This window comes from Bordetella genomosp. 5 (assembly GCF_002261315.1).
Lineage (GTDB): Bacteria > Pseudomonadota > Gammaproteobacteria > Burkholderiales > Burkholderiaceae_B > Bordetella.
The window spans coordinates 718,985-743,293 of sequence record NZ_NEVP01000001.1 but is presented as its reverse complement, the minus strand read 5'-3'; the positions used below and the strand labels follow the sequence as shown (position 1 = coordinate 743,293).

The 24,309-nt window shown below is 67.2% G+C and carries 17 protein-coding genes; 11 read left to right on the top strand and 6 right to left on the bottom strand.

All coding sequences use genetic code 11. The features are described 5' to 3' along the window. Positions 1–21: 21 nt before the first annotated feature. The 3 genes from CAL25_RS03435 to CAL25_RS03425 all read right to left on the bottom strand — a co-directional run bounded on the left by CAL25_RS03435 (position 22) and on the right by CAL25_RS03425 (position 3,462). Positions 22–1,125: an amino acid ABC transporter permease gene (locus CAL25_RS03435; protein ID WP_094798514.1), complete on the bottom strand. Its 1,104-nt coding sequence runs from the start codon at positions 1,123–1,125 to the stop codon at positions 22–24. A 1-nt stretch (position 1,126) separates the two neighbouring features. After that, on the bottom strand, positions 1,127–2,317 hold the full coding sequence (locus CAL25_RS03430; protein WP_094798513.1) for an amino acid ABC transporter permease: 1,191 nt from the start codon (positions 2,315–2,317) through the stop codon (positions 1,127–1,129). A gap of 128 nt (positions 2,318–2,445) precedes the next feature. Beyond that, positions 2,446–3,462 (bottom strand): amino acid ABC transporter substrate-binding protein, encoded by a 1,017-nt coding sequence (locus tag CAL25_RS03425; RefSeq protein ID WP_094798512.1) that lies wholly within the window; start codon positions 3,460–3,462, stop codon positions 2,446–2,448. 286 nt (positions 3,463–3,748) lie between these two features. On the opposite strand from CAL25_RS03425, the gene CAL25_RS03420 reads away from it, so the two are divergent. From CAL25_RS03420 to cheD, 3 genes are all read left to right on the top strand, one after another. Beyond that, positions 3,749–4,429 (top strand): cell division ATP-binding protein FtsE, encoded by a 681-nt coding sequence (locus CAL25_RS03420; RefSeq protein WP_094798742.1) that lies wholly within the window; start codon positions 3,749–3,751, stop codon positions 4,427–4,429. Beyond that, on the top strand, positions 4,426–5,334 hold the full coding sequence (locus CAL25_RS03415) for a cell division protein FtsX (protein WP_094798511.1): 909 nt from the start codon (positions 4,426–4,428) through the stop codon (positions 5,332–5,334). The genes CAL25_RS03420 and CAL25_RS03415 overlap by 4 nt, the downstream gene beginning before the upstream one ends. Before the next feature lie 249 nt (positions 5,335–5,583). Then, positions 5,584–6,267 carry a chemoreceptor glutamine deamidase CheD gene (cheD, locus tag CAL25_RS03410; RefSeq protein WP_094798510.1) on the top strand — a complete coding sequence of 228 codons (684 nt, stop codon included), beginning with the start codon at positions 5,584–5,586 and terminating at the stop codon, positions 6,265–6,267. 154 nt (positions 6,268–6,421) lie between these two features. Here cheD and CAL25_RS03405 read toward each other — a convergent pair whose 3' ends face one another. Beyond that, positions 6,422–10,033, bottom strand: a complete 3,612-nt coding sequence (locus tag CAL25_RS03405) for an indolepyruvate ferredoxin oxidoreductase family protein (RefSeq protein WP_094798509.1) — start codon at positions 10,031–10,033, stop codon at positions 6,422–6,424. A 157-nt stretch (positions 10,034–10,190) separates the two neighbouring features. Here CAL25_RS03405 and mutY point away from each other — a divergent pair, with 157 nt between their 5' ends. Next, the gene (gene mutY, locus CAL25_RS03400; RefSeq protein WP_094798508.1) at positions 10,191–11,270 is read left to right on the top strand and encodes an A/G-specific adenine glycosylase; all 1,080 of its coding nucleotides are present in this window, start codon (positions 10,191–10,193) and stop codon (positions 11,268–11,270) included. Here mutY and CAL25_RS03395 read toward each other — a convergent pair. Continuing rightward, complete coding sequence (locus CAL25_RS03395; protein ID WP_094798507.1) at positions 11,263–12,093, bottom strand: helix-turn-helix transcriptional regulator; 831 nt, start codon at positions 12,091–12,093, stop codon at positions 11,263–11,265. The genes mutY and CAL25_RS03395 overlap by 8 nt on opposite strands. 76 nt (positions 12,094–12,169) lie before the next feature. Here CAL25_RS03395 and CAL25_RS03390 point away from each other — a divergent pair, with 76 nt between their 5' ends. Beyond that, on the top strand, positions 12,170–12,940 hold the full coding sequence (locus tag CAL25_RS03390) for a class I SAM-dependent methyltransferase (RefSeq protein ID WP_094798506.1): 771 nt from the start codon (positions 12,170–12,172) through the stop codon (positions 12,938–12,940). Between the two features lie 45 nt (positions 12,941–12,985). On the opposite strand, the gene metH is transcribed toward CAL25_RS03390, so the two are convergent. Then, positions 12,986–16,759, bottom strand: a complete 3,774-nt coding sequence (metH, locus tag CAL25_RS03385) for a methionine synthase (protein WP_094798505.1) — start codon at positions 16,757–16,759, stop codon at positions 12,986–12,988. A 404-nt stretch (positions 16,760–17,163) separates the two neighbouring features. Here metH and CAL25_RS03380 point away from each other — a divergent pair, with 404 nt between their 5' ends. From CAL25_RS03380 to CAL25_RS03355, 6 genes are all read left to right on the top strand, one after another. After that, positions 17,164–19,215: a TonB-dependent receptor gene (locus CAL25_RS03380; RefSeq protein WP_094798504.1), complete on the top strand. Its 2,052-nt coding sequence runs from the start codon at positions 17,164–17,166 to the stop codon at positions 19,213–19,215. A gap of 235 nt (positions 19,216–19,450) precedes the next feature. Further along, a complete protein-coding gene (locus CAL25_RS03375; protein WP_094798503.1) occupies positions 19,451–20,365 on the top strand; it encodes a cobalamin-binding protein in 915 nt (304 codons plus the stop codon). Between the two features lie 147 nt (positions 20,366–20,512). Next, entirely contained in the window at positions 20,513–21,310 is a 798-nt protein-coding gene (locus CAL25_RS03370) for a thiazole synthase (RefSeq protein WP_094798502.1), read from the top strand. After that, the gene (thiD, locus tag CAL25_RS03365; RefSeq protein WP_094798501.1) at positions 21,307–22,131 is read left to right on the top strand and encodes a bifunctional hydroxymethylpyrimidine kinase/phosphomethylpyrimidine kinase; all 825 of its coding nucleotides are present in this window, start codon (positions 21,307–21,309) and stop codon (positions 22,129–22,131) included. The genes CAL25_RS03370 and thiD overlap by 4 nt, the downstream gene beginning before the upstream one ends. Positions 22,132–22,279: 148 nt before the next feature. Beyond that, positions 22,280–22,960, top strand: coding sequence for a protein-L-isoaspartate O-methyltransferase family protein (locus CAL25_RS03360; protein WP_094798500.1), 681 nt, complete (start codon positions 22,280–22,282; stop codon positions 22,958–22,960). A gap of 4 nt (positions 22,961–22,964) precedes the next feature. Continuing rightward, positions 22,965–24,293 carry a TolC family outer membrane protein gene (locus CAL25_RS03355; protein ID WP_094798499.1) on the top strand — a complete coding sequence of 443 codons (1,329 nt, stop codon included), beginning with the start codon at positions 22,965–22,967 and terminating at the stop codon, positions 24,291–24,293. Positions 24,294–24,309: the final 16 nt, after the last annotated feature.

Here is a 24,309-nt window from a genome sequence, read left to right as displayed (position 1 = left end):
ATGTGAGTCGCGGACTGGGTTCTATCGTTTATGACCTGTCGCCAGGCGCTTTTCGAGGCGCTGGCTGTATTTGGACATCGAGTAGCAGAACACGAAATAGATGAGCGCGATGAAGACATACGCCTCGATTCCGAATCCGCGCCACGCGGCGTCCGACAGTGCGGCCTTGGCCGCGAGCGTCAGGTCGAAGATGCCGATGATGACAACGAGCGAAGTGTCCTTGAACAGGGCGATGAAGATGCTCACCAGCGGCGGAATCACCACCTTCAGCGCCTGCGGCAGGACGACCTTGCGCATGGATTGCCAATACGAGAGACCGAGCGAGTCGGCGCCTTCGTACTGGCCCTTGGGAATGGCCTGCAGGCCGCCACGCACGGTCTCGGCGATATAAGCCGCCGCGAACATGATGATGGCGATCTGCGCCCGCAACAGCTTGTCGATCGAGAAGCCTTCGGGCAGGAACAACGGCAGCATCACCGAGGACATGAACAGCAGGCTGATCAGCGGCACGCCACGGATCAGCTCGATGTACACGACGCACAGGGCTTTGATCGCGGGCATGCGCGAGCGCCGGCCCAGGGCCAGCAGCACGCCGATCGGGAACGCGAACGCGATGCCGAACGTGGCCAGGATCAGGGTCAGGGGCAGACCGCCCCACCGTGCGTTCTCGACGTAGGTCAGGCCGAAGACGCCGCCCCACATCAGGACCGCGACCGCCGTCAGGCCGACCACCCAGATCACGGGCAGGGCCAGGTTCCAGAAGCGGCGCATGCCGCTCATGATGATCACGGCGATCAGGATGATGGTCGCGATCAGCGGACGCCATTGCTCGTCGTACGGATACGTGCCGAACAGGATCAGGCGGTGCTTTTCACGGATGAACGCCCAGCAGGCGCCCGCGCTCGCGCGGCATTCCTGGGCCGTCGTGGCCGTGAAGTTGGCCTGGATGAAGGCCCACTCGATGACGGCCGGCACGGCCATCAGGAGCAGCCAGGCCAGCAGCACCGTCGCGAGGATCGACAGCGGCGAGGAGAACAGGCGCGTCTTGATCCACGGCCAGACCCCGACCTGATTGGACGGCGGCGGCAGGCCCTGGCTCGGCGTGGTTTGCGTAGTGCTGCTCATATCAACGCTCCACCAGCGCGATGCGCTTGTTGTACCAGTTCATGAAGATCGAGATCGACAGGCTGACCGTGAGGTACGCGCCCATGATGATCAGGATGCCCTCGATCGCCTGGCCGGTCTGGTTCAGTGTCGTGTTGACCACCGACACGATGTCCGGATAGCCGATCGCCACCGCGAGCGAGCTGTTCTTGGTGAGGTTGAGATACTGGCTGGTCATCGGGGGGATGATCACGCGCAGCGCTTGCGGCAGCACCACCAGGCGCAGCACCTGCGAGCGGCGCAGACCGAGCGACTCGGACGCCTCCCACTGGCCCTGATTCACCGCCTGGATGCCCGAGCGCACCACTTCGGCCACGAAGGCCGAGGTGTAGATCACCAGACCCGCCAGCAGCGCGGCGAATTCAGGCGAGAGCGTCAGGCCGCCCTGGAAGTTGAAGCCCTTGAGCGCCGGCATGTCGAGCGACAGCGACGCGCCGCTCACGAGCCAGCCCAGGATCGGCAGGCCGATCAACAGGCCCAGCGCGGCACGGCCGAGCGGGAACATGCGGCCGGTGCGTTCCTGGTTCTTGCGAGCCCAGTGACCCAGCACGATGATGCCGACGATGGCGAGCGCGAGACCGCCGAGCATCCAGTCGAGCGAATTGCCCTCGATGCCCGGCACCTTGAGGCCGCGGTTGGAGATGAACACGCCGGGCAACGGATTGTGCGCCTGGCGCGGGCCGGGCATGTTTTCCGTGATCAGGGCGTACCAGAAGAACAGCTGCAGCAGCAGCGGCACGTTGCGCATGACTTCGACGTACATCGAGGTCAGGCGCGAAACCAGAAAGTTCTTCGAGAGACGGCCGATACCGATGAGGGTGCCGAGAATCGTGGCGAGCACGATGCCGATCACCGCCACGCGCAGCGTGTTGAGCAGGCCCACCCAGATGGCGCGCCCATACGTGTCGGAGGGTTGGTAGGCGACGGCGGTTTCGCCGATCGCAAAGCCAGCCTCGCGGTCCAGGAACCCGAACCCGGTGGCGATGTTTCGCACAGACAGGTTATGCAGGGTGTTCGATACCAGGAACCACGCGACCAGCGCCACAGCCACCAGCGCGACGACCTGATAGACCACGGCGCGCACGCCAGGATCATTCCAGGAGAGACGACGTCGCGGTGCCGGAAGCGGGGCGTTTTTCTGTTGTGTCGTCATGAATAAATCTACCGATGTCAGACTACAAACGGCGGGCCAGGCCCGCCGTCACTGCTGCTTCCCACGCCGCGGTCTGACAGGACCGCGGCGGGGCCGGCGCCATCAGGCGCCAGCGGAAGAAGCCGAACTTAGCGCACCGGCCAGCCGTACATGATGCCGCCCTGCTTGTAGGAGGCGTTCAGACCGCGCTCCAGCTTCATCGGGCCGCCCTTGCCGAGCGTGCGTTCGAAGCTTTCGCCGTAGTTGCCGATCTGCTTGATGATGTTGTACGCCCACTTGTCGTCCACACCCAGGTTCTTGCCCATGCCCGGCGTCACGCCGAGGATGCGCTGAATGTTGGGGTTGGAGCTCTTGGTCATTTCGTCGACGTTCTTCGAGGTGATGCCGTATTCCTCGGCCTCGAGCATCGCGTTCAGGCTCCAGCGCACGACGTTGAACCATTGCTCGTCGCCCTGGCGAACCATCGGGCCCAGCGGTTCCTTCGAGAAGTCTTCCGGCAGGATCACGTAGTTGTCGGGGTTCTCGAGCGTGGTACGCACGGAGGCGAGCTGCGACTTGTCGGTGGTGAACGCGTCGCAACGACCGGCGGAGAACGCACGCACGATTTCGTCGAACTTGTCGATCACGACCGGCTTGAAATCGATCTTGTTGGCACGGAACCAGTCGGCCAGGTTCAGCTCGGTGGTGGTGCCCGGCTGCACGCAGACGGTGGCGCCGCCGAGTTCCTTGGCGCTCTTGACGCCCAGGTCCTTTTTGACCATCACGCCCTGGCTGTCGTAGTAGTTGACGCCGGCGCCGATCAGGCCCAGGGTGGTGTCACGCGTCAGCGTGACGGTGGTGTTGCGGGTCAGCACGTCCACTTCGCCCGATTGCAGGGCGGTGAAACGCTGCTGCGTATTCAGCGGCGTGACCTTGATCTTCTTGGCATCACCGAACATCGTCGCCGCGACCGCGCGGCACATTTCGACGTCGATACCTTGCCATTCGCCTTTGCTGTCGGCGATCGAGAAGCCGGCGATACCGGTCGACACGCCACACTGGACGAAGCCCTTCTTCTTGACGTTGTCGAAGGTGGCACCGGCATGTGCAGCCGTCGACGCGGCGAACAGCGCGGCACCGACAGCCGCGAGCTTCAGAACTTTCATTGTTGATCTCCTGTTTAGGACCACAGCGCTGCTCGACCCCAGGTATGGGTTGAGATGCTTGGGCGGATCGTAGCGGCTGTGGAAATTAGGGGACATTGGGGCAATCCCTTCCTATACCCATCCCTAATAAAGGGACAAAGTGCACCGAACAGTCGCGTATCGCCCTCTAACGTCCCACAATTGGCGGAAACTCGCATTCGTACCGTCTTGACATGCCTGCTTGAATGTCGCAGTGCGGAAAAGCAACGGCGGGCGTTACTATTGCAGCTTCAACTCCCACGTCGCCATGATTGAATTCCAGCACGTCTTCAAATCCTACGGACGCGGCCGCAACATCCTGGCCGATATCAACTTCCAGGTGCAGCCCGGCGAATTCATTTTCGTCTCCGGTCCGTCGGGCGCTGGTAAATCCACGCTGCTCAAGCTGATCGGCGGCCTCGAGCCGCCGTCGCGCGGCTCGATCCAGGTCAACGGCCAGCGTCTCGACCGCCTGCCCGCCCGGGCGCGCCCGTATCTGCGGCGGGCGGTGGGCGTGATTCTGCAGGACACCCACCTGCTTTACGACCGCACGGCCCTGGCCAATGTGATGCTGCCGCTCGCTGTTTTAGGACAGGCGCCCACTGCCGCCGCCGCGCGGGCCCGCGCCGCGCTCGACAAGGTCGGGCTGGCGGGCAAGGAAGAACTCAATCCGGTCGAGCTGTCGGGCGGCGAGCAACAGCGGCTCGCCATCGCGCGCGCCATCGTGAATCGGCCGGCCATCCTGATCGCCGACGAGCCGACGGCCAACCTCGATGACGACAACGCCCAGCGCATCATGAACGTCTTCCGCGACTTCAACCGTGTCGGCGTCACCACACTGATCGCGTCGCACGACCAACAATTGATGAGCCGGTTCGCCAATCGCATGTTGCGTATCGACCACGGCAAGTTCAGCGACTCGCACAACCCCACCGGAGCGGCCGAATGAAGTCCTGGCTGCGTCAACATCGCTACGCCCTGTCGATCACGCTGCGCCGTCTGGCCAAGCAGCCGTTCTCGTCGCTCGCCAACCTGCTCGTGATGGCCCTGGCGCTGGCACTGCCCCTGCTGGGCAGCGCCATCCTGGTGTCGGTGCAACCCGTGGCACGGCAGATCTCGGTCACGCCAGAGCTCACCATCTATCTGAAACAGAACGCCCCCGCGGGCAGTGCCGACACCGTGGCCAACCGCGTGCGCACCGACTTCGGCAACGAGGCGGGCGCGGTGCGCGTGGTTCCGCGCGATCAGGCGCTCGCCAATCTGCGCCAGAACCCCGCCTGGGAACAGGCGCTGGCCGTGCTGCCCGGCAATCCGCTGCCTGACGCGGTCGTGATCACGCTGGCGCCGGGCGATGACCTCGCCGCGCGGGCCGACCGTCTCGCCACGCAATGGCGGCAATGGGACAACGTGGATCAGGTGCAGCTCGACAGTGCCTGGGTGCAGCGTCTCGAGGCCATCCTGCGCTTTGCCCGCATCGGCCTGGGATTCCTGGCGGTGTGCGTGGCCGTGGTCGTGCTGGCCACCGTGTTCAACACGGTGCGGATGCAGGCGCTCACGCAGCGCGAGGAGATCGCGGTGGCGCGCCTGGTGGGCGCGACCGAATCGTTCGTGCGCCGCCCCTTCCTGTATCAGGGCGCGCTCACGGGCGCCCTGGCGGCACTGATCGCCGTCGGCGCGGCGGCGGGCGCCCTGGTGCCGCTCAACCACGCGGTGCTCGGTCTGGCGCGCAGCTACGGCGCCGAATTCGCGCTGCACCTGCCCAGCGCGGGCATTCTGCTGGCCGCCGTTCTGGGCGCCGGCGCGCTCGGCGCCCTATCGGCCCGGTGGTCAGTGACCCGCAGTACGCGCTTTTAAGTGCGTTAATCCACAGAACGCCCGCCAAGCGCCCCGGGTAGAGTGTCGACAAGGCACAATGCCGGGGCGCGATTATATCTGGGGACACATTAGATCGCGATTGATTCCGCCTGCGTTGCCGTCGATTCCGTGAACACTCGCGCAAGATTCACTTGTATTACCGAATCTTGCGTTGAATAATCACAATTTGAAATCTTTTAAGAAATTTTGACTCCACACCGTGAGGTGTGCGAGCGCCCCCAGGAAAGTATGTCCTCCCGAACCGACGCGCGCGCCACGCGCCACTATTTCGATAGTGCGTTCAGTTCTCCAGCCGTCAAAGTGCTGCCGAACGAGTATTACGTCACGTCCGGCGAGGACATCATGATCTCGACGGTGTTGGGCTCTTGCGTGGCCGCGTGTGTACGCGACCCCCACAACGGCATCGGCGGCATGAACCACTTCATGCTGCCCGAAGGTGATGCTTCGTCGCCCGCTTCCGCCACCATGCGCTACGGCGCGTTCGCGATGGAAGTTCTGATCAACGAGCTGCTCAAGGCCGGCGCGGTGCGCGAACGGCTCGAGGCCAAGGTGTTCGGCGGCGGCGCCGTGCTGAGCGCGATGCAGCAGATGAACATCGGCGAACGCAATGCGCAATTCGTGCTGAGCTATCTCAAGACCGAAGGCATTCCGGTACGTGCCCAGGATCTGGGCGACATCCACGCCCGCCGCATCCATTACTTCCCGCGCGACGGCCGCGTAATGGTGCGCAAGATGGCGCCCCACCATGCAAAGGCGGAAGAAGTCATCGCCCGCCGCGAGCAGGAGGCCGCCAAGGAAATCCAGGCCGAGAGCCGCTCGGCCCCGCGCGTGGAGCGTTTCACGCAGCCCGGCAAGATGAAGGTCGAGATGTTCAACCGCCCGGTGCGCCGGCGCCCGACCGAGAGCGCCTGAGCAACAGAAAGGCCACCCTCGCGGGTGGCCTTTTTGCAACGACCGAGCCTGTCACGACCGGACCGGCACCGGGCGTGCCCTGCTCAGGCCACGCCCATGCCGGCCGCACCTCGCCGGCCGCACCTCGCCGGCCGCACCTAGCCGGCCGCCGCCCTCACGCAGCGCGTGCGCCGCCGATGCCGACGACCGAGGCGCTGAACTGCTGCATCAGCGCCTCGCGCTTGACCGCGGCACGCGCCATCGCCGCCTCCTTGATGTGGCCATAGCCGCGAATCTCTTCGGGCAGGCTGGCGAGCGCCACCGCCTGTTCGAGGTTGCCGCGGTTGAGCTTGCCCAGGATCGCGCCGATATGCTCGCGGTATTGCACGATGAGCGCGCGCTCTGCGCGGCGTTCGGCCGTATAGCCGAACACGTCGAACGCGGTCCCGCGCAAGCCGCGCAGCCGGGCCAGCACGCCGAATACCTTGAGCATCGCCGGGCCATAGGCTCGCTTCTTGAGATGACCGTCGCCGTCGCGGCCGGCGGTCAGCGGCGGAGCGAGATGGAAATTGAGCTTCCAGTCGCCCTCGAACTGCGCCGCGATGCGCTTGAGAAACTCGCCATCGCTGTAGAGCCGCGCCACCTCGTACTCGTCCTTGTAGGCCATGAGCTTGAAGTAGTAGCGCGCCACGGCTTCGGCCAGGCGCGTGGTGCCGGTGGCCTGATGCTCGGCCACGCGCACGCGCTCCACCAGATCGGTGTATTGCCTGGCGTAGGCTTCGTTCTGGTAGGCCACGAGGACCTCGCGCCGGCGCGCCACGAGCTGATCGAGCTCGGTGGCGGGCCGCTTGAAGTCGACCACCGCCGGGCGCTCGCCGCGCTTGACCTCGACGATCTGCGGCTCGTGCGCGGCGGGTTGCGCCGCCACGCCGAGCAGGCTTTGCACGCTTGCCAGGTCCTGCGCGGCCCGACGGCCCCACGCGAATGCCGTGAGGTTGTTGGGCACCTGCTGACCGTTGAGCTCGATCGCCCGCAGCAGCGCGGCTTCGCCGAGCGGCAGCCAGCCCTTCTGGTAGGCATAGCCCATCATGAGCGGGTTGGCATAAATGGCGTCGCCGAGCAGGCCCACGGCGAGCGCCGCGGCGTCGATGCTGGCGACGTTCTCGGGACCACAGGCCTGCGCCAGATCGCGCTGCAGGTCGGAGCCCGGCAGCGTCCAGTCAGGGTTGTGGACGAAGGCGGCCGTCGGCGCGACGTCGCTGTTGAGCAGCATGCGCGTGCGTCCGGCGCGCATCCGCGCGACCGCGTCCGCGCTCGTGCCCACCACGAGGTCGCCGGCGAGCACCAGATCCGCCTCGCCCATCGCCACTCGGGTGTTGAGCAGCTCGCCCGGCGTAGGCGCCAGCACCACGTGCGAATACACCGCCCCACCCTTCTGCGCGAGGCCGGCCATATCGAGCACCGAACAGCCCTTGCCTTCCAGGTGCGCGGCCATGCCGAGCAACTGCCCGATCGTGACCACGCCGGTGCCACCCACGCCGGCGATGAACACCCCGTAGTGGCCCGCGATGGGCGCAGGCGTGGGCTCGGGCAGGCCGGCCGCGATGCCGTCCTGCTGCGCGAGGGCCTTGGGCTTGCGCAGCTTGCCGCCCTCCACCGTCACGAAGCTCGGGCAGAAACCCTTCAGGCAGGAAAAATCTTTATTGCAGCTGGACTGATTGATGGTGCGCTTGCGCCCGAACTCGGTCTCGAGCGGCTCCACCGACAGGCAGTGCGACTTCTCGGAGCAATCGCCACAGCCCTCGCAGACGCGCTCGTTGATGACCACCCGGCGCGCCGGATCGGGATAGGCGTTGCGCTTGCGCCGGCGGCGCTTCTCGGTGGCGCAGGTCTGGTCGTAGATGAGCACCGAGACACCCGCATAGGCGCGCAGCTCGCGCATGACCTCGTCGAGCTTGTCGCGATGGTGCACGGGGACGCCGGGCGCCAGGCCCTGCACCTTGTCGTACTTCTCGGGCTCGTCGGTGACGATGATGATCTTGTCGATGCCTTCGGCGGCGACCTGCTGCGTGATCATCGGCACGCTGATCGGGCCGTCCACCGGCTGCCCGCCGGTCATGGCGACGGCATCGTTGAACAGGATCTTGTAGGTGATGGGCGCCTTGGCCGCCACCGCGGCGCGGATCGCGAGCAGGCCCGAGTGGTAGTAGGTGCCGTCGCCGAGGTTGGCGAACACATGCTTTTCTTCGGTGAACGGCGCCTGGCCGATCCAGGGCACGCCCTCGCCGCCCATCTGGGTGAACACCTGGGTGTTGCGGCCCATCCAGGTCACCATGTAATGACAGCCGATGCCGGCCATGCCACGCGAGCCCTCGGGCAGACGCGTCGAGGTGTTGTGGGGGCAGCCCGAACAGAACCAGGGCTTGCGGTCGACCACCACGCGCGGCTTGGCGAGCGCCTGCTCGCGGCCTTCGATGAAAGCGAGGCGGGCCTCGATCCCGGCCCGCACGTCGGCGGGCAACTCGAAGCGCAGCAGCCGCGCGCCGACGGCCTTGGCGACCATGGCGGGCGAGAACTCATAATGCGCGGGCAGCAGCCAGTTGCCCTGCGGCACCGACCACTCGCCGCCGTCCTTGTCGTCGAACTTGCCGACCACGCGCGGGATCTTCTTGCCCGATCCGATCCAGCTGAAGAGCTCTTCCTTGAGCTGATACTCGAGCACCTGGCGCTTCTCTTCGACCACCAGGATCTCGTCCAGCCCCTCGGCGAAGCGGGTCATGCCGGTGGCCTCGAGCGGCCAGACCATGCCGACCTTGAACAGGCGCAGGCCGATGCGCTGACAGACCGATTCGGTCAGCCCGAGGTCGAGCAGCGCCTGGCGCGTGTCGAGGTAAGCCTTGCCGGAGGTCATGATGCCGAAGCGCGCGCGGTCCTGGGGCACCTGCCACAGCTCGCGGTTCAGGCCGTTGGCCCGCGCATACGCGAGCGCGGCATAGAGCTTGTAATCGAGCAGCCGCGCCTCCTGGGCGAGCGGCGTGTCGGGCAGGCGGATGTTCAGCCCATCCGGCGGCAGCTGGAAATCCTCGGGCAGCACGATGGAGACGCGCTCCGCATCGACCTCGACCGAGGCCGACACCTCGACGATATCCGTGATCGTCTTCAGGCCGACCCACACGCCCGCGTAGCGGCTCATGGCCCAGCCATGAATGCCGTAATCGAGCACCTCCTGCACGCTCGACGGGAACAGCGCCGGGATCATGCAGGCCTTGAGGATGTGGTCGCTCTGGTGCGGCAGCGTGGACGACTTGGCCGGGTGATCGTCGCCCGCTATCACCAGCACGCCGCCATGGCGCGAGGTGCCCGCGGCATTGGCGTGCTTGAACACGTCGCCGCAGCGGTCCACGCCCGGCCCCTTGCCGTACCACATGCCGAACACGCCGTCGTACTTGGCTCCGGGGAACAGGTTCACCTGCTGCGAGCCCCAGACGGCGGTGGCGGCGAGGTCTTCGTTGATGCCGGGCTGGAATTCGATGTGATGCTGCTTGAGGTACTTCGCAGCCTTCCACATGTTCTGGTCCACCCCGCCGAGCGGCGACCCGCGATAGCCCGAAATGAAGCCGGCGGTGTTGAGCCCGGCCCGCGCATCGCGCACGCGCTGCATCATGGGCAGGCGCACCAGAGCGTGGATGCCGCTCATCCAGGCGCGGCCTTGTTCGAGGGTGAACTTGTCGTCCAGGTGGACGGATTCGAGCGCCGCGCGTTGCGCGGGCGTAAGAGGGGCATTCATTGTCTACTCCGTTGTAAGAGACTATCCAGCCCAGGTGTCACGGAGTCGCCCTTTTGGGGCGCCGGCGCCGAGGTCGGACTTAACCGCCTTGTTGTTATGTCTCTCTTTTACATGCCGCCAATCCGTCCCCGCAATAGGGCAATGCGATAATTCGCCCATGCCATTCGCCCTACGCATCACCTCCTGGCAAGCCGCGCACGGACGCCACGCCCTGCCGTGGCAGAACACGCGCGATCCCTATCGGATCTGGCTCTCCGAAATCATGCTGCAGCAGACTCAGGTCGCAACCGTGATTCCGTACTACGAGCGCTTTCTGGCACGCTTTCCCGATGTGCGGGCCCTGGCCGCCGCCAGCCAGGAAGAGGTCATGCCGTTCTGGGCCGGGCTGGGCTACTACGCCCGCGCGCGCAATCTGCATCGCTGCGCGCAGGAGATCGTGGCGCAATGGGGCGGGCAATTCCCGCCCGACGCCGAACGCATCGCCACGCTGCCGGGCATCGGCCCGTCCACCGCCGCGGCCATCGCCGCCTTCGCTTACGGCGAGCGCTCACCCATCATGGACGGCAACGTCAAACGCGTATTCGCGCGGCATTTCGGGGTGGAAGGCGATCCGACGCGGCGCGAGGTCGAGCAGCGGCTGTGGGCGCTGGCGCGTGCACAGGTGGAGGCCGCGCCAGCGCTCGACATGACGGCCTATACGCAGGGCCTGATGGATCTCGGCGCCACGCTCTGTACGCGCGGCAAGCCCGACTGCGGGCGCTGTCCGGTGGCCGACACCTGTACGGCGCGCGCCCAGGGCCGCCAGCTCGAACTGCCCACCCCCAAGACCCGCAAGGCCGTGCCGGAGCGCGAGACGGCCATGCTGGTGCTGCTGGACGCCGGCCGGGTCCTGCTGGCGCAGCGGCCGTCGCCGGGCATCTGGGGCGGACTCTGGACGCTGCCCGAATGCGAGGCCGATGCCGACCCGGGCGCGGCCGCGCAGGCGTTGGGCCTGCGCGTGAAAAGCCGGACCGCCCTGGCGGCCTTCTCGCACACCTTCACTCATTTCAAGCTGCACGTGCGGCCGTGGCTGATCGAGGTCGAGGGCGCGTCACTGCGCGAGAGCGCGCAACCGCAGCAGTGGGTGGCCGCCGCCGACCTGGCGGATCAGGCCCTGCCCGCGCCGGTGCGCAAGCTGCTCGATGGCCTGGTGGCCGCCGGGCTGATGGAGCCCGACAGCGCGTTCGTGCTCAGGTAGACGCCGGGTCGCGCGGCTCGTCGAGCAACATCACCAGCTTGAGCTCGGGATGCGTGGCGAGGCGGAAGGTGATCTGCTGGAACTGCAGGCGGCCGCGGCGCGGGTGTTCGAATTCGCGCACGCCGCCTTCGCGTTCGACCACGGCGTGACGGGTCCACCAATGATGAAACACGGGGCTGGCGCGATTGAGCGCGTCGAGCAGGGCCAGCACGTCCGGCTCGTCGAGGTGCGCCCCCGCGTCGGCACGGAACTCGGCCACCACGCGGCGCGCGCGCTGCTCCCAGTCGACCACCAGGGTGCGCGCCGCCGGATCCAGAAAGATGTAGCGCAGCAGGTTGGGCGCGCCATCGCGGCGCGGCCAGTGATCGAACAACTCGGATAGGGCCGCGTTGCAGGCCAGGACATTCCAGGCACGATCGAGCACGTAGGCCGGCGCCTCGATGGCATCCACGCAGACCTGCAGCGGCAGGCCGGCCGGACCGCCCGCCTCGTCGCGCGGATGCTGGGGATCGGCCGATTCGGCCAACTCGAACAGATAGGCCCGCTCGGCGCGGCCGAGCTGCAGCACATTGCCGATGCGCGACCACACCGCGGGCGACACCGACACCTCGCGGCCCTGCTCGATCCAGGTGTACCAGGTCACGCTGATGCCGGAGAGCTGCGCGACCTCTTCGCGGCGCAGCCCGGGCGTGCGGCGCCGGCTGCCGGCGGGCAGGCCGGCCATCTGCGGGGTGATGCGGGAGCGCGCACTGCGCACGAATTCGCCGAGGTTTTGGCGCCGCAGCGTCGAGCCGTCGGTAGCGAGGTGGGTGGCACTGTTCATACCAGGATGGGCAATGGGCTTGTACGGGTACTGTGATCCCCCTATCTTACGCGCTGTCACTTACCGAAGGATCACCATGACGCGCCCCACCCACGACGCCGCCGTCGAGCGGCAGTTCAGTCCTCAGGCCCACGCCTACCTCACCAGTGCCGTGCATGCGCAGGGCGCGGACCTGCTGCAGATGGCGGACATCGCGCGCGCGCACCCCGACGCCCGCGTGCTGGACCTGGGCTGTGGCGGCGGCCACGTGAGCTTCCATGTCGCGCCGCACGTCGCGCACGTGACCGCCTACGATCTGTCGCAGTCCATGCTCGACGTGGTGGCCGCCGAGGCCGCCAAGCGCGGCCTGACGCAGCTGGAGACCTGTCGCGGCAAGGCGGAGCATCTGCCGTTCGCCGACGGCGCGTTCGATCTGGTGATGAGCCGCTATTCGGCGCATCACTGGGAGGATCCGGGCCTGGGCCTGCGCGAGGCCTGGCGCGTGCTCAAGCCGGGCGGCACGGCCGTGTTCGCCGACATCGCCTCGCCGGGACAGGCGCTGCTCGACACCTGGCTGCAGACGATCGAAGTGCTGCGCGACACCTCGCACGTGCGCGACTATTCGCAGGCCGAGTGGCTCACGCTGCTGGCCGACGCCGGCTTCGTCGTGCAGAGCTTCACGCCGCGGCGCCTGGCGCTCGAGTTCGAATCGTGGGTGACGCGCATGCGCACGCCCGCGCCGCTCGTGCAGGCGCTGCGAGACATGCTCGCGATCGCGCCCGCGCCGGTACGGCAGCATTTCGACATTCAGCCCGACGGCTCGTTCGCGAGCGACTCGCTCACCCTGGTGGCCGTGAAGCCGGCATAAAAAAGGGAGGCGCGAGCCTCCCTTTTTTTTTCACGACCCGCAGGCTCAGCCGAGGTTGGGCGCCAGCGTGCGGCGCAGATCTTCGAGCGACCGGCCGCTACGCTCGGCGTAGTCCTTGAGCTGATCTTCGCCGATCGTGCCCACGTTGAAGTACTGCGAATCGGGATGACTGAAATAGAAACCCGAGACGCTGGACGCGGGGTACATCGCGTAGCTGTCGGTGAGCTGCATGCCGATTTCGTTGCCGTCGAGCACCTCGAACATGTCGCTCTTGACCACGTGTTCGGGGCAGGCCGGATAGCCGGGCGCGGGCCGGATGCCGACGTACTTCTCGGCGATCATGGCCTCGTTGTCGAGTTCCTCGTCGGGCACGTAGCCCCACAGGTCGCGCCGCACGCGGGCGTGCAGGCATTCGGCGAAGGCCTCGGCCAGACGGTCGGCCAGGGACTTCAGCATGATGCTCGAGTAGTCATCGAGCGCGGCCTCGAACTCGGCCTCTTTCTTCTCGATGCCCAGACCCGCGGTCACTGCGAACATGCCCACATAGTCGAGCTTGCCGCTCTCCTTCGGCGCGATGTAATCGGCCAGGCATTTGTTGGTGACGCCCTCGCGCTTGACGCCCTGCTGGCGCAGATTGCGATAGGTGAACAGCACCTCGCTGCGCGTCTCGTCGCGATAGATTTCGATGTCTTCGTCGTTGACCCGGTTGGCGGGATAGAAGCCCACCACGCCGTTGGCCGTCAGCCAGCGGCCTTCGATGATGCGCTTCATCATGGCCTGGCCGTCGGCGTAGACCTTGCGCGCCTGCTCGCCCACGACCTTGTCGTCGAGGATGGCCGGGAACGGCCCGAACAGGCTCCAGGTCTGGAAGAACGGACCCCAATCGACGTAACGCGCGATCTCGGCGAGGTCGTAGCTCTTGAAGGTGCGGCGGCCGATGAACTTCGGGCGCGGCGGCGTGTAGGCGTCCCAATCGATCTGCGGACGGGCGGCGCGCGCTTCCTGGATCGACACGAGCGGCGTGGCCTTGCGGTTGGCGTGGCGGCGGCGCACGTCTTCGTACTCCTGTGCCAGCTCGTCGAGATAGGTTTGCGCCTGATCCGACATCAGGTTGGTGGCCACGCCCACCGAACGGCTGGCGTCGGGCACGTAGATCACCGGGCCTTCGTAGTTGGGCGCGATCTTGACCGCGGTGTGCACGCGGCTGGTGGTGGCCCCGCCGATCATGAGCGGCATGCGGCGCGAACGGAAATACTCGTCGCGCTGCATCTCGGAGGCCACGTAGGCCATCTCTTCGAGACTGGGCGTGATCAGGCCCGACAGGCCGATGATGTCGCAATTCTCTTTCTTGGCGGTCTCGAGGATCTGCGCGCAGGGCACCATCACGCCCATGTTGACCACCTCGAAGTTATTGCACTGAAGCACCACCGACACGATGTTCTTGCCGATGTCGTGCACATCGCCCTTGACGGTGGCGATGACGATCTTGCCCTTGGCGCGGACGTCGCCGCCCGCCGCCGCGATCTGGCGCTTCTCTTCTTCGATGAACGGGATCAGGTGGGCCACGGCCTGCTTCATGACGCGCGCCGACTTCACCACCTGCGGCAGGAACATCTTGCCCTCGCCGAACAGATCCCCCACGACGTTCATGCCGTCCATCAGCGGGCCTTCGATCACCTCGATCGGACGGCCGCCACGCGCGGCGATTTCCTGCCGCACCTCTTCGGTGTCTTCGACGATGAAGGTCGTGATGCCGTGCACCAGGGCATGCGAGAGGCGCTGCTGGACCGGCTGGTTGCGCCAGGCCAGGTCTTCTTCTTTCTTCGCGCCCGAGCCCTTCACGGTGTCGGCGAATTGCACCAGACGCTCGGTGGGCGTGCGCTCATCGGCCGGGTCGGTCTTGCCGACCGGCTCGGCGCGGTCGAGCACCACGTCTTCGACCAGATCGCGCAGCGTCGGCGCCAGGTCGGAATACACGCCGAGCTGGCCGGCGTTGACGATGCCCATCGTCATGCCTTCCTTGATGGCGTAGTAGAGGAACACCGTGTGGATCGCTTCGCGCATCGGCTCGTTGCCGCGGAACGAGAAGCTCACGTTCGACACGCCGCCCGAAATGCGGGCATGGGGCAGGTTGTCGCGGATCCAGCGCGTGCCTTCGATGAAGTCGACCGCGTAGTGGTTGTGCTCGTCGATCCCGGTGGCCACCGCGAACACGTTGGGATCGAAGATGATGTCTTCGGGCGGGAAGCCCTCTTCCTCGACCAGGATGCGATAGGCGCGGGCGCAGATTTCCTTGCGACGCTCGAGCGTGTCGGCCTGACCCTGCTCGTCGAAGGCCATCACGACCACGGCGGCGCCGTAGCGGCGGCACAGGCGGGCGTGTTCGCGGAACGGCGCCTCGCCTTCCTTCATGGAGATCGAGTTCACCACGGGCTTGCCCTGCACGCAGCGCAGGCCGGTCTCGATCACTTCCCACTTCGAGCTGTCGATCATCACCGGCACGCGTGCGATGTCCGGTTCGGAGGCGATGAGGTTGAGGAAGCGGTGCATGCAGGCCACCGAATCCAGCATGGCCTCGTCCATGTTGATGTCGATGATCTGCGCGCCGTTTTCGACCTGCTGGCGCGCGACGGCGAGCGCCTCGTCGTACTTCTCTTCGCGGATCAGCCGCGCGAACATCTTGCTGCCGGTGACGTTGGTGCGCTCGCCCACGTTCACATAGAGGGAGTCTTCGTCGAAGTTGAGCGGTTCCAGGCCCGACAGGCGGGTCTTGACCGGCACCTCGGGCACCACGCGGGGCGTCAGGCTCAGCACCTTGTCGGCGATGGCCTTGATGTGATCGGGGGTGGTGCCACAGCAACCGCCCGCCATGTTGACCAGGCCCGAGCGCGCGAACTCTTCGAGCAGCGCCGAGGTGTCGGCGGGCGTCTCGTCGAAGCCGGTCTCGGCCATGGGATTGGGCAGGCCGGCGTTGGGGTACACGCACAGATAGGTGTCGCAGATCTTGGCGAGCTCGGCCACATACGGGCGCATGAGCGCCGCGCCCAGCGCGCAGTTCAGGCCGATCGTGACCGGACGTGCGTGCCGCACCGAGTTCCAGAATGCCTCGACGGTCTGGCCCGACAGAATGCGGCCCGAGGCATCGGTGACGGTCCCGGAGATCATCACCGGCAGGCGCACGCCGCGCGCCTCGAACACCTCTTCGACCGCGAAGATGGCCGCCTTGGCGTTGAGCGTGTCGAAGATGGTTTCGATCAGGACGACGTCGATGCCGCCATCGAGCAGACCATTGAGCTGCTCGACATACGCGACGCGCAGCTCTTCGAAGGTGACGTTGCGCGCGCCCGGGTCGTTGACGTCGGGCGAGATCGAGGCGGTCTTGGGCTGCGGGCCCAGCGCCCCGGCCACGAAACGCGGCCGCTCGGGCGTGCTGTAGGCGTCACAGGCCTCGCGCGCCAGCTTGGCCGACGCCAGGTTCAGTTCGTAGGCCAGCTCCGGAAGATCGTAGTCGCCCTGGGCGATCGAGGTCGCGCCGAAGGTATTGGTCTCGATCACGTCGGCGCCGGCCGCCAGATACTGACGGTGGATCTCGCTGATCACGTCGGGCCGCACCAGCGACAGCAGCTCGTTGTCGCCCTTGAGATCCTTGTGGTGCTCGGCAAAGCGCTCGCCACGGAAATCGGACTCGGTTAGCTTGTAGCGCTGGATCATCGTGCCCATCGCGCCGTCCAGGATCAGGATGCGCCGCTCCAGCAGACGAGCGAACTCGGCACCGTGAGTGAAGGCCTCGGGCGGGTAGGGCAGGCTGGGATAAGGCACGAAGAGATCCTGGTGTGTGGCGAAAAGGGGAAAACCCCTTGAAATCAGTCCTGGATCGTAACAAAACCGGTCATCTCGCGCCCGCCGGTGATACAGTTTCGGCCCCGAACGGGTGCTTTCGGCGCACTGAACGGGCAAGCGCACAACACTTGCCCGCCGCGTGCGAAAGATAAACGGGAAACAGGAAGGCCTCCGGGCCGGACGCGCCTGTCGTCACGACAGCTCGCGCCCCGCCACGCCCAGCCTGTGCTGCCCCCGCAACGGTCCCCACGCGTCTCACGCGTGGCAGCCCGATACCGGCCTGTTCGCTCGTCAGAACGCCTGCCCGTGCGCGCCCGCCGCGCCATCAGCGTTCTCCCATTGGTATGACCTGCGGGGTCGCGGGTCGCATCGAGGTCTAGTTGATGAAATCCCGCTCTATCCGGCGTTACGCCGGCGCCCTGCTGTGCACCGCTCCCGCGCTGGCCAGCGCCCAGCAGGCCGGCAACCCCGCCCCCTCCGAACTCGACACCGTCACCGTGACCGCGCAGCGCGTGCCCACCGATGGCCGCACCCTGCCCGTCTCCATTTCGGTGATCACGGCCCAGGACATCGCCGCCAGCAGCGCCCGCACGATGCAGGATCTGCTGTCGACCCAGGCCGGCATTCATCTGGTCAACACGACCAGCTCGAACGACAACGCCATCGTCGACCTGCGCGGCTTCGGCATCACCGGCTTCAGCAACACGCTGATCCTGATCGATGGCGTCAAGCAAAACACCAACGACCTCTCCGCGCCGAATCTCGGCGTGATCCCGCTCGGCCAGGTCGAACGCGTGGAAATCGTGCGCGGCAGCGGTTCCGTGCAGTACGGTGGCGGCACCACGGGCGGCGTGATCAACATCATCACGCGCGGCCCGTTCAACAAAGAACCCGTCACGGCCAGCGCCACGGCCACGTTCGGCAGCTACGGCCTGCGCCAATACGACGCCTCGGCCGCGCTCAACAATGAAAAGGTCGGCGTCGACGCGTTCGTGCAGTCGCTGCACACCGATGGCTACCGCGACCACAGCGGCGAACGCCGCGAAGGCGGCGGCGGCGGCCTGACCTTCCGCCACGACAACGGCTCGATCCGCCTCTACGCCCGCACCACCACGCAGCGCCTGGACCTGCCCGGCGCGCGCGCGATCGATCCGTTCACCGGCCTGAACGAATACCAGGACGATCCGCGCGGCTCGAAGAACGACATCGATTACGTCAAGAGCACCTCCACGATCTTCGGCACCCAGATCGTGCAGGACATCGGCCCCGGCACCCTGTACGCCGACGCCTCCAGCCGCGAGAAGAAGCTGAACGGCCGTTCGTTCGACGGCTTCGGCGACACGCTGCGCGACCAGAAGCTCGAAGAAAACAACCTGAGCCTGCGCTACCGCCTGCCGTTCGACGGCGGCCACAGCCTGATCGTGGGCGCCGATGCGCTGGAAGCCAAGACCACCTCGACCCAGGACGCCTACTACGCGTTCGAGCAGGCCAAGTGGCAATCGCGCCAGCATCAGTACGGCCTGTTCGCCGAAGGCCAGGTCCGCGCCACCGACAGCACCTACGTGACCGCCGGCGTGCGCCGTCAATACGCCTCCGACGATCTGTCGGCGCTGTCGGGCGACGCCGGCACGCCCTCCGACCGGGGCAACCACCTGACCGCCTGGCAACTGGGCGTGCGCCAGGACCTCAGCCGCGGCTTCGGCGTCTACGGCAAGATCGGCCGCAGCTTCCGCCTGCCCAACGCCGACGAACTGCTGTCGGTGCAATCGCCGCTCTCGCCGCAGACCTCGACGGACAAGGAACTCGGCGTGACCTGGCAGTCCGAGCGCAGCAGCGCGCGCCTGTCGTGGTTCCGCTATGACCTGACCAACGAGATCCAGTACAACCCGCTGGCCGACGGCATGTGGGGCCCGGGCACGGGCGCCAACACCAACCTCGACCCGACCCGCCGCCAGGGCATCGAGCTCGAAGGTCATCACGCGCTGTCGAGCAGCCTGACGCTCGATGCCAACGTCACCTGGATGGAAGCCGAGTTCCGCTCCGGCAACTACGCGGGTGTGGATCTGGCCGGCAAGGACGTGCCCCTGGCACCCAAGTGGCTGGCCAACGCCGGCGTCACCTGGCGCCCCACCGACGCGTTCCTGTGGAACGTCTCGGCGCAATACGTGGGCAAGTCGCGCATGGACAACGACCAGGCCAATCAATTCGGCAAGCAGCTCGATGCGTACGTGTTGTTCAACACCAAGCTCGCGTACAAGTTCACCCGCAACGTCGAAGCCGCCGTGGGCGTGAACAACATCTTCGATCGTCAGTACGCCACGTACGGCATCCGCGGCGGCAACGCTGACTTCGCCATGCTCGGTTCCGAGGCACGCTACAACCTCTACCCCGCCCCGGGCCGCAACTTCTACGCCTCGCTCACCCTGCGTTACTGAGGCGCCTGATCCGATATAGTCGGCGTTTCGACGCCGGCTGTATCGGCAGGACGTGAGCTCCACGATGAATGCCCCCCGCGCGCCCTGGCGCACCGCCCCCGTCCACGCTCCCGGCCATCCCCGGCCCGTACCGCGCATGGCGTGGGCACGGGCGCCGGACAGGGCGCCGGACAGGGCGCCGGCTAGGGCCGCACTGCGGGCCGCGCTGCGGGCCGGCGCGCTGGCCGCGGCGCTGATGCCGGGCGTCATCCCCGTGTGGGCTCAGGCATCGGCGACGACGCCGCAGCTCCAGGTGCAGGTCGCAACGGCGCCGGCCCACGCGCCGGCCGCGACGCCACCGATCCAGGTTCGAGACGATCTCGGGCGCCAGGTCACGCTGGCCGCGCCCGCGCGCCGCGCCATCACCCTGACACCGCACGCGACCGAGCTGGTCTATGCCGCCGGCGCGGGCGCCTATCTGGCCGGCACGGTACGCGCCAGCGACTACCCGCCCGCCGCGCGCGCGCTGCCGGGCATCGGCGATGCCATGCAGCCCGATCCGGAACGCGTGGTCCGCCTGAACCCCGACCTGATCCTCGGCTGGCAGCCCGCCACCGCGGCCGGCCTGACCGGCATCGCCGGCAAGCTGGGCACGCCGATCTTCTATTCCGATCCGCAGCGGCTCGACGACATCCCGAGCTCGATCGAACGCTATGGTCGGCTGTTCGGCACCACGGCCACGGCCGACGCCGAAGCCGCGCGCCTGCGTGCCAGGCTGGCCGGCCTGCGCGCGGCCTATGCCGGCAAGCCGAAGGTGCGCGTGTTCGTGCAGGCCGGCACCGACCCGCTCTACACCCTGAACGACAGCAGCATCGTGAGCGATGCGCTCACGCTTTGCGGCGGGGTCAATGTGTTCGGTCAGGCGCCGGTGGTCGCACCGCAGGTATCGCTCGAAAGCGTGCTGGCGGCCCGTCCGGATGCGGTGATCGCGGGCGTGCAGTCGGCCGCCGAGGCCGAGACCCTGCGCCGCCGCTGGCACGACACCCGCCTGCCGGCCGCGCTGGCCGGCCATGTGTACGCGCTCGACGCCGACGCGCTATACCGCCCCGGTCCGCGTCTGGTCGACCTGAGCGCCGCCCTGTGCGAGATGCTCGACCGCGTGCGTCCGTAGCCCGCGGTCCCCACCGGATACCCGCGCCGCGAGCCGGCTCTTCCGGGCCGCCGCAGGCCCGGTGCTTTATGATGGATACCTGCATCGCTTCATTCACGCGCGGCGCTGTCCTCCGGGGCCGTCCCGCCGCATCTGCCTAGCATCGCCATGAGCACTCAAGATACCCTCACCATCGCCGGCCGCGAATACGCGTCGCGCCTGTTGGTCGGCACCGGCAAGTACAAGGATTTCGAACAGACGCGCGCCGCGCTCGACGCCTCCGGCTGCGATATCGTCACGGTGGCCATCCGCCGCACCAACATCGGCCAGAACCCCGGCGAGCCCAGCCTGCTCGACTACGTGCCGCCCTCGCGCTTCACGCTGCTGCCCAACACCGCCGGCTGCTACACGGCCGACGACGCCGTGCGCACGCTGCGCCTGGCGCGCGAACTGCTCGACGGCCACGACCTGGTCAAGCTCGAGGTCCTGGGCGATCCGCACACGCTGTTCCCCAACATGCCCGAGACCCTCAAGGCCGCCAAGACCCTGATCGACGACGGCTTCAAGGTCATGGTGTATTGCACGGACGATCCCATCCAGGCCCGCATGCTCGAAGACATGGGCGTGGTCGCCATCATGCCGCTCGCCTCGCTGATCGGCTCGGGCATGGGCATTCTCAACCCCTGGAACCTGCGCCTCATCATCGACCAGACCAAGGTGCCGGTGGTGGTCGACGCGGGCGTGGGCACCGCCTCGGATGCCGCCATCGCGATGGAGCTCGGCTGCGACGCCGTTCTCATGAACACCGCGATCGCCGGCGCCCAGGATCCGGTGCTGATGGCCAGCGCCATGAAAAAGGGCGTCGAGGCGGGCCGCGAGGCCTTCCGCGCCGGCCGCGTGCCGCGCAAGCTGTACAGCGGCGCGCCCAGCTCGCCCACCGAAGGCCTGATCGCCGCCAAGCAATGAACGCCCCGCGTCGCATTCCCAACGCCCTGAGCATCGCGGGCGTCGATCCTTCCGGCGGCGCCGGCGTGCTGGCCGACGTCAAGGCCATGAGCGCCCTTGGCGCCTACGGCTGCGCCGTGATTGCCGCCCTCACCGCCCAGAACACGCGCGGCGTGAGCGGCATCGCGCCGGTCCCTCCCGCCTTCGTGGGCGAGCAGATCGATACCCTGTTCGCCGATGTGCGCATCGATGCCGTGAAGATCGGCATGGTGGGCCAGGAGCCCGTGATCCGGGTGGTCGCCGAAAAGCTCGCGCGCTGGACGCCGCCGCACGTCGTGGTCGACCCCGTCATGGTGGCCAAGAGCGGCGACCACCTGCTCGAACGCAGCGCCGTGGGCGCGATGCGCGAGTCGCTGCTGCCGCAGGCCACGCTGCTCACGCCCAACCTGCCCGAGGCCGGCGTGCTGCTCGAAGAGCGGCCCGTCGAGACCGTCAAGGAAATGCGACGGGTGGCCGAGCGCCTGCGCAACCGCATGGCGCATTCGGGCCATCGCTGGGTGCTGGTCAAGGGCGGGCATCTGCCCGGCTCCGAGACCATCGACCTGCTGCACGACGGCGACCGCATGATCGAGCTGCCGGGCCACCGCATCGACACCGTCAATACCCACGGTACCGGCTGCACGCTGTCGGCGGCGCTGGCCGCCCTGCTGCCGCAGGTCGACGAGGTGCCCGAGGCCGCCCGCCGCGCCAAGGCCTATCTCACCGAGGCCATCCGCCACGCGGAGCGCCTGCAGGTGGGCGAGGGTCACGGCCCGGTCCATCATTTCCACGGTTGGTGGTGATTCCCCCCGGCCCGTGCGCCCCGGCGCGCGGGCCGGTACACGCTCCGCGCGCGGCCCCGGCCGCGCCGCGGCCCGGCTTCATGCCCATGAAGGGTAGTAGCCGCTACAATGGGACGCTAATCCCTTTGTCCGATTCTCTTTTGCCGTCATGAACGCTTCGACCCTGCCCGACGTAGAACAAGCCCGCTTCAACATGGTGGAACAGCAGATCCGCCCCTGGGACGTACTCGATACGCGCGTCCTCGACGCCCTGTTCGCCGTGCGCCGTGAGCTGTTCGTGCCGCCGGCCCTGCGCTCGATCGCCTTCTCCGACCTCGAGATTCCGCTCGAGATCAACGCCGTCAATACGCGCCAGACCATGCTGACGCCGAAGCTCGAGGCGCGTCTGGCCCAGGAGCTGCAGCTGCAGCCCACCGACTGCGTGCTCGAAATCGGTACCGGATCGGGCTATCAGGCGGCCCTGCTGGCCCATCTGGCCCAGCAAGTCACGACCGTCGAGATCGATCCGCGTCTGGTCGCGTTCGCGCAGACCAATCTGCAGATGAACAACGTCACCGACGTCAAGGTCGAGACGGGCGACGGCCGCAACGGCTGGGGCTCCACCGAATACGATGCCATCCTGGTCACCGGCTCCGTGCCCACCGTGCCCGATGCGCTCAAGTATCAGCTGCGCGTGGGCGGCCGTCTGGTCGTGATCGTGGGCGATGCCCCGATCCAGACCGCCTGTCGCATCACCCGCACCACGGCGGCAAGCTTCGAAACCGTCCAGCTCTTCGAGACCGTGATCAAGCCGCTGCGCGGCGCGACCGTATCGCACTTCAAATTCTGACGCGATGCGCGCCCGGCACGTTGCAGCAGTACTGATCGGGTTCTGCGCCGCAACGGCCGGCGTGTCGGCCTGCGCGCAGGACCTGATGCAGGTCTGGCGCGAGGCGCTGGCGCGCGACCCGCTCTATGCGGCCGCGCGCGCCGAGTACCGGGCCAATTCCGAAAAGCTGCCGCAGGCACGCGCCGAGCTGCTGCCGTACATCACCGGCGAAACCTCCGGCGCCTACAACGAAAGCCGCAGCACGCGCGGCCTGGCCTATGACCAGGGGCGTGGCCGAGGCACCTGGGACCTGGTGCTCACGCAGCCCCTGTTCGACTGGAACCGCTGGCAGCGCTTCGAGCAATCCAAGCTGGTGGTGGCCGACGCCGAGGTGCAGCTGCAGCAGGCTTTCCAGGACCTGATCCTGCGCGTCGCGGGCGCCTATTTCGGCATCCTGGCCGCCCAGGAAACCCTCACCGCCACCGAAGCCGAGAAGGCCGCCGTGGCCGAACAGCTCGCCGCGGCCCAACGCGGCTTCGAGCTCGGCAACGCCACCATCATCGATACCTACGAAGCCCAGGCGCGCCACGACCTGCTGTCGGCCGAAGAGCTGCGTCTGCAGAACGAGGTGATGACGCTGCGCGACGAGCTGGCCAAGATCATGGGCAGCGCGCCGGGCGCGCTGGCCGAACTGCCGCATGGGGTCGCGCTGCCCGCGCCGCAGCCGGCGCGGCTGGCCGACTGGTCGACCCAGGCCGAAGCGGCCGGCCTCGAGGTGTTGCGCGCGCAACTGTCCACCCGCATCGCGGCGCGCAATACCGAGATCGCCAAGAGCGGCCATTACCCCACGCTCAACATGTACGCCAGCAGCGGCAGCGCCACCGATGGTTCGCTGCAGCGCTCGGGGTCCGGCCGGCCCATCGACAGCAGCGTCGGCGTGACCCTGTCGATCCCGCTTTACGCCGGTGGCGGCATCTCCTCTCAGGTAACAGAACGCGTCCAGCTCGAACAAAAAGCGCGCCACGATTTCGAGACGGCACGGCGCCAGGCCGTGACCGCGTCGCGGCTGTACTTCAATGGGGTGATGACCGGTCTGGCGCGCGTGCGTGCGCTCGAGGCCGGCGAGCGCTCCAGCCGCGCATCGCTCGATGCCAACCAGACGGGCTACGAGCTGGGCGTGCGCATCAACCTGGACGTGCTCAACGCCCAGCAGCAGCTCTACGCCACGCAACGCGACCTCGCGGTGGTGCGTTACAACACCCTGCTCGACGGGCTGCGCCTGAAGGCCGTGAGCGGCATCCTGGCCGAGTCCGACCTCGACGCCGTCAACCGTCTGCTGCGGCTGCCGCGCTGAGGCCCTCAGACCCCGC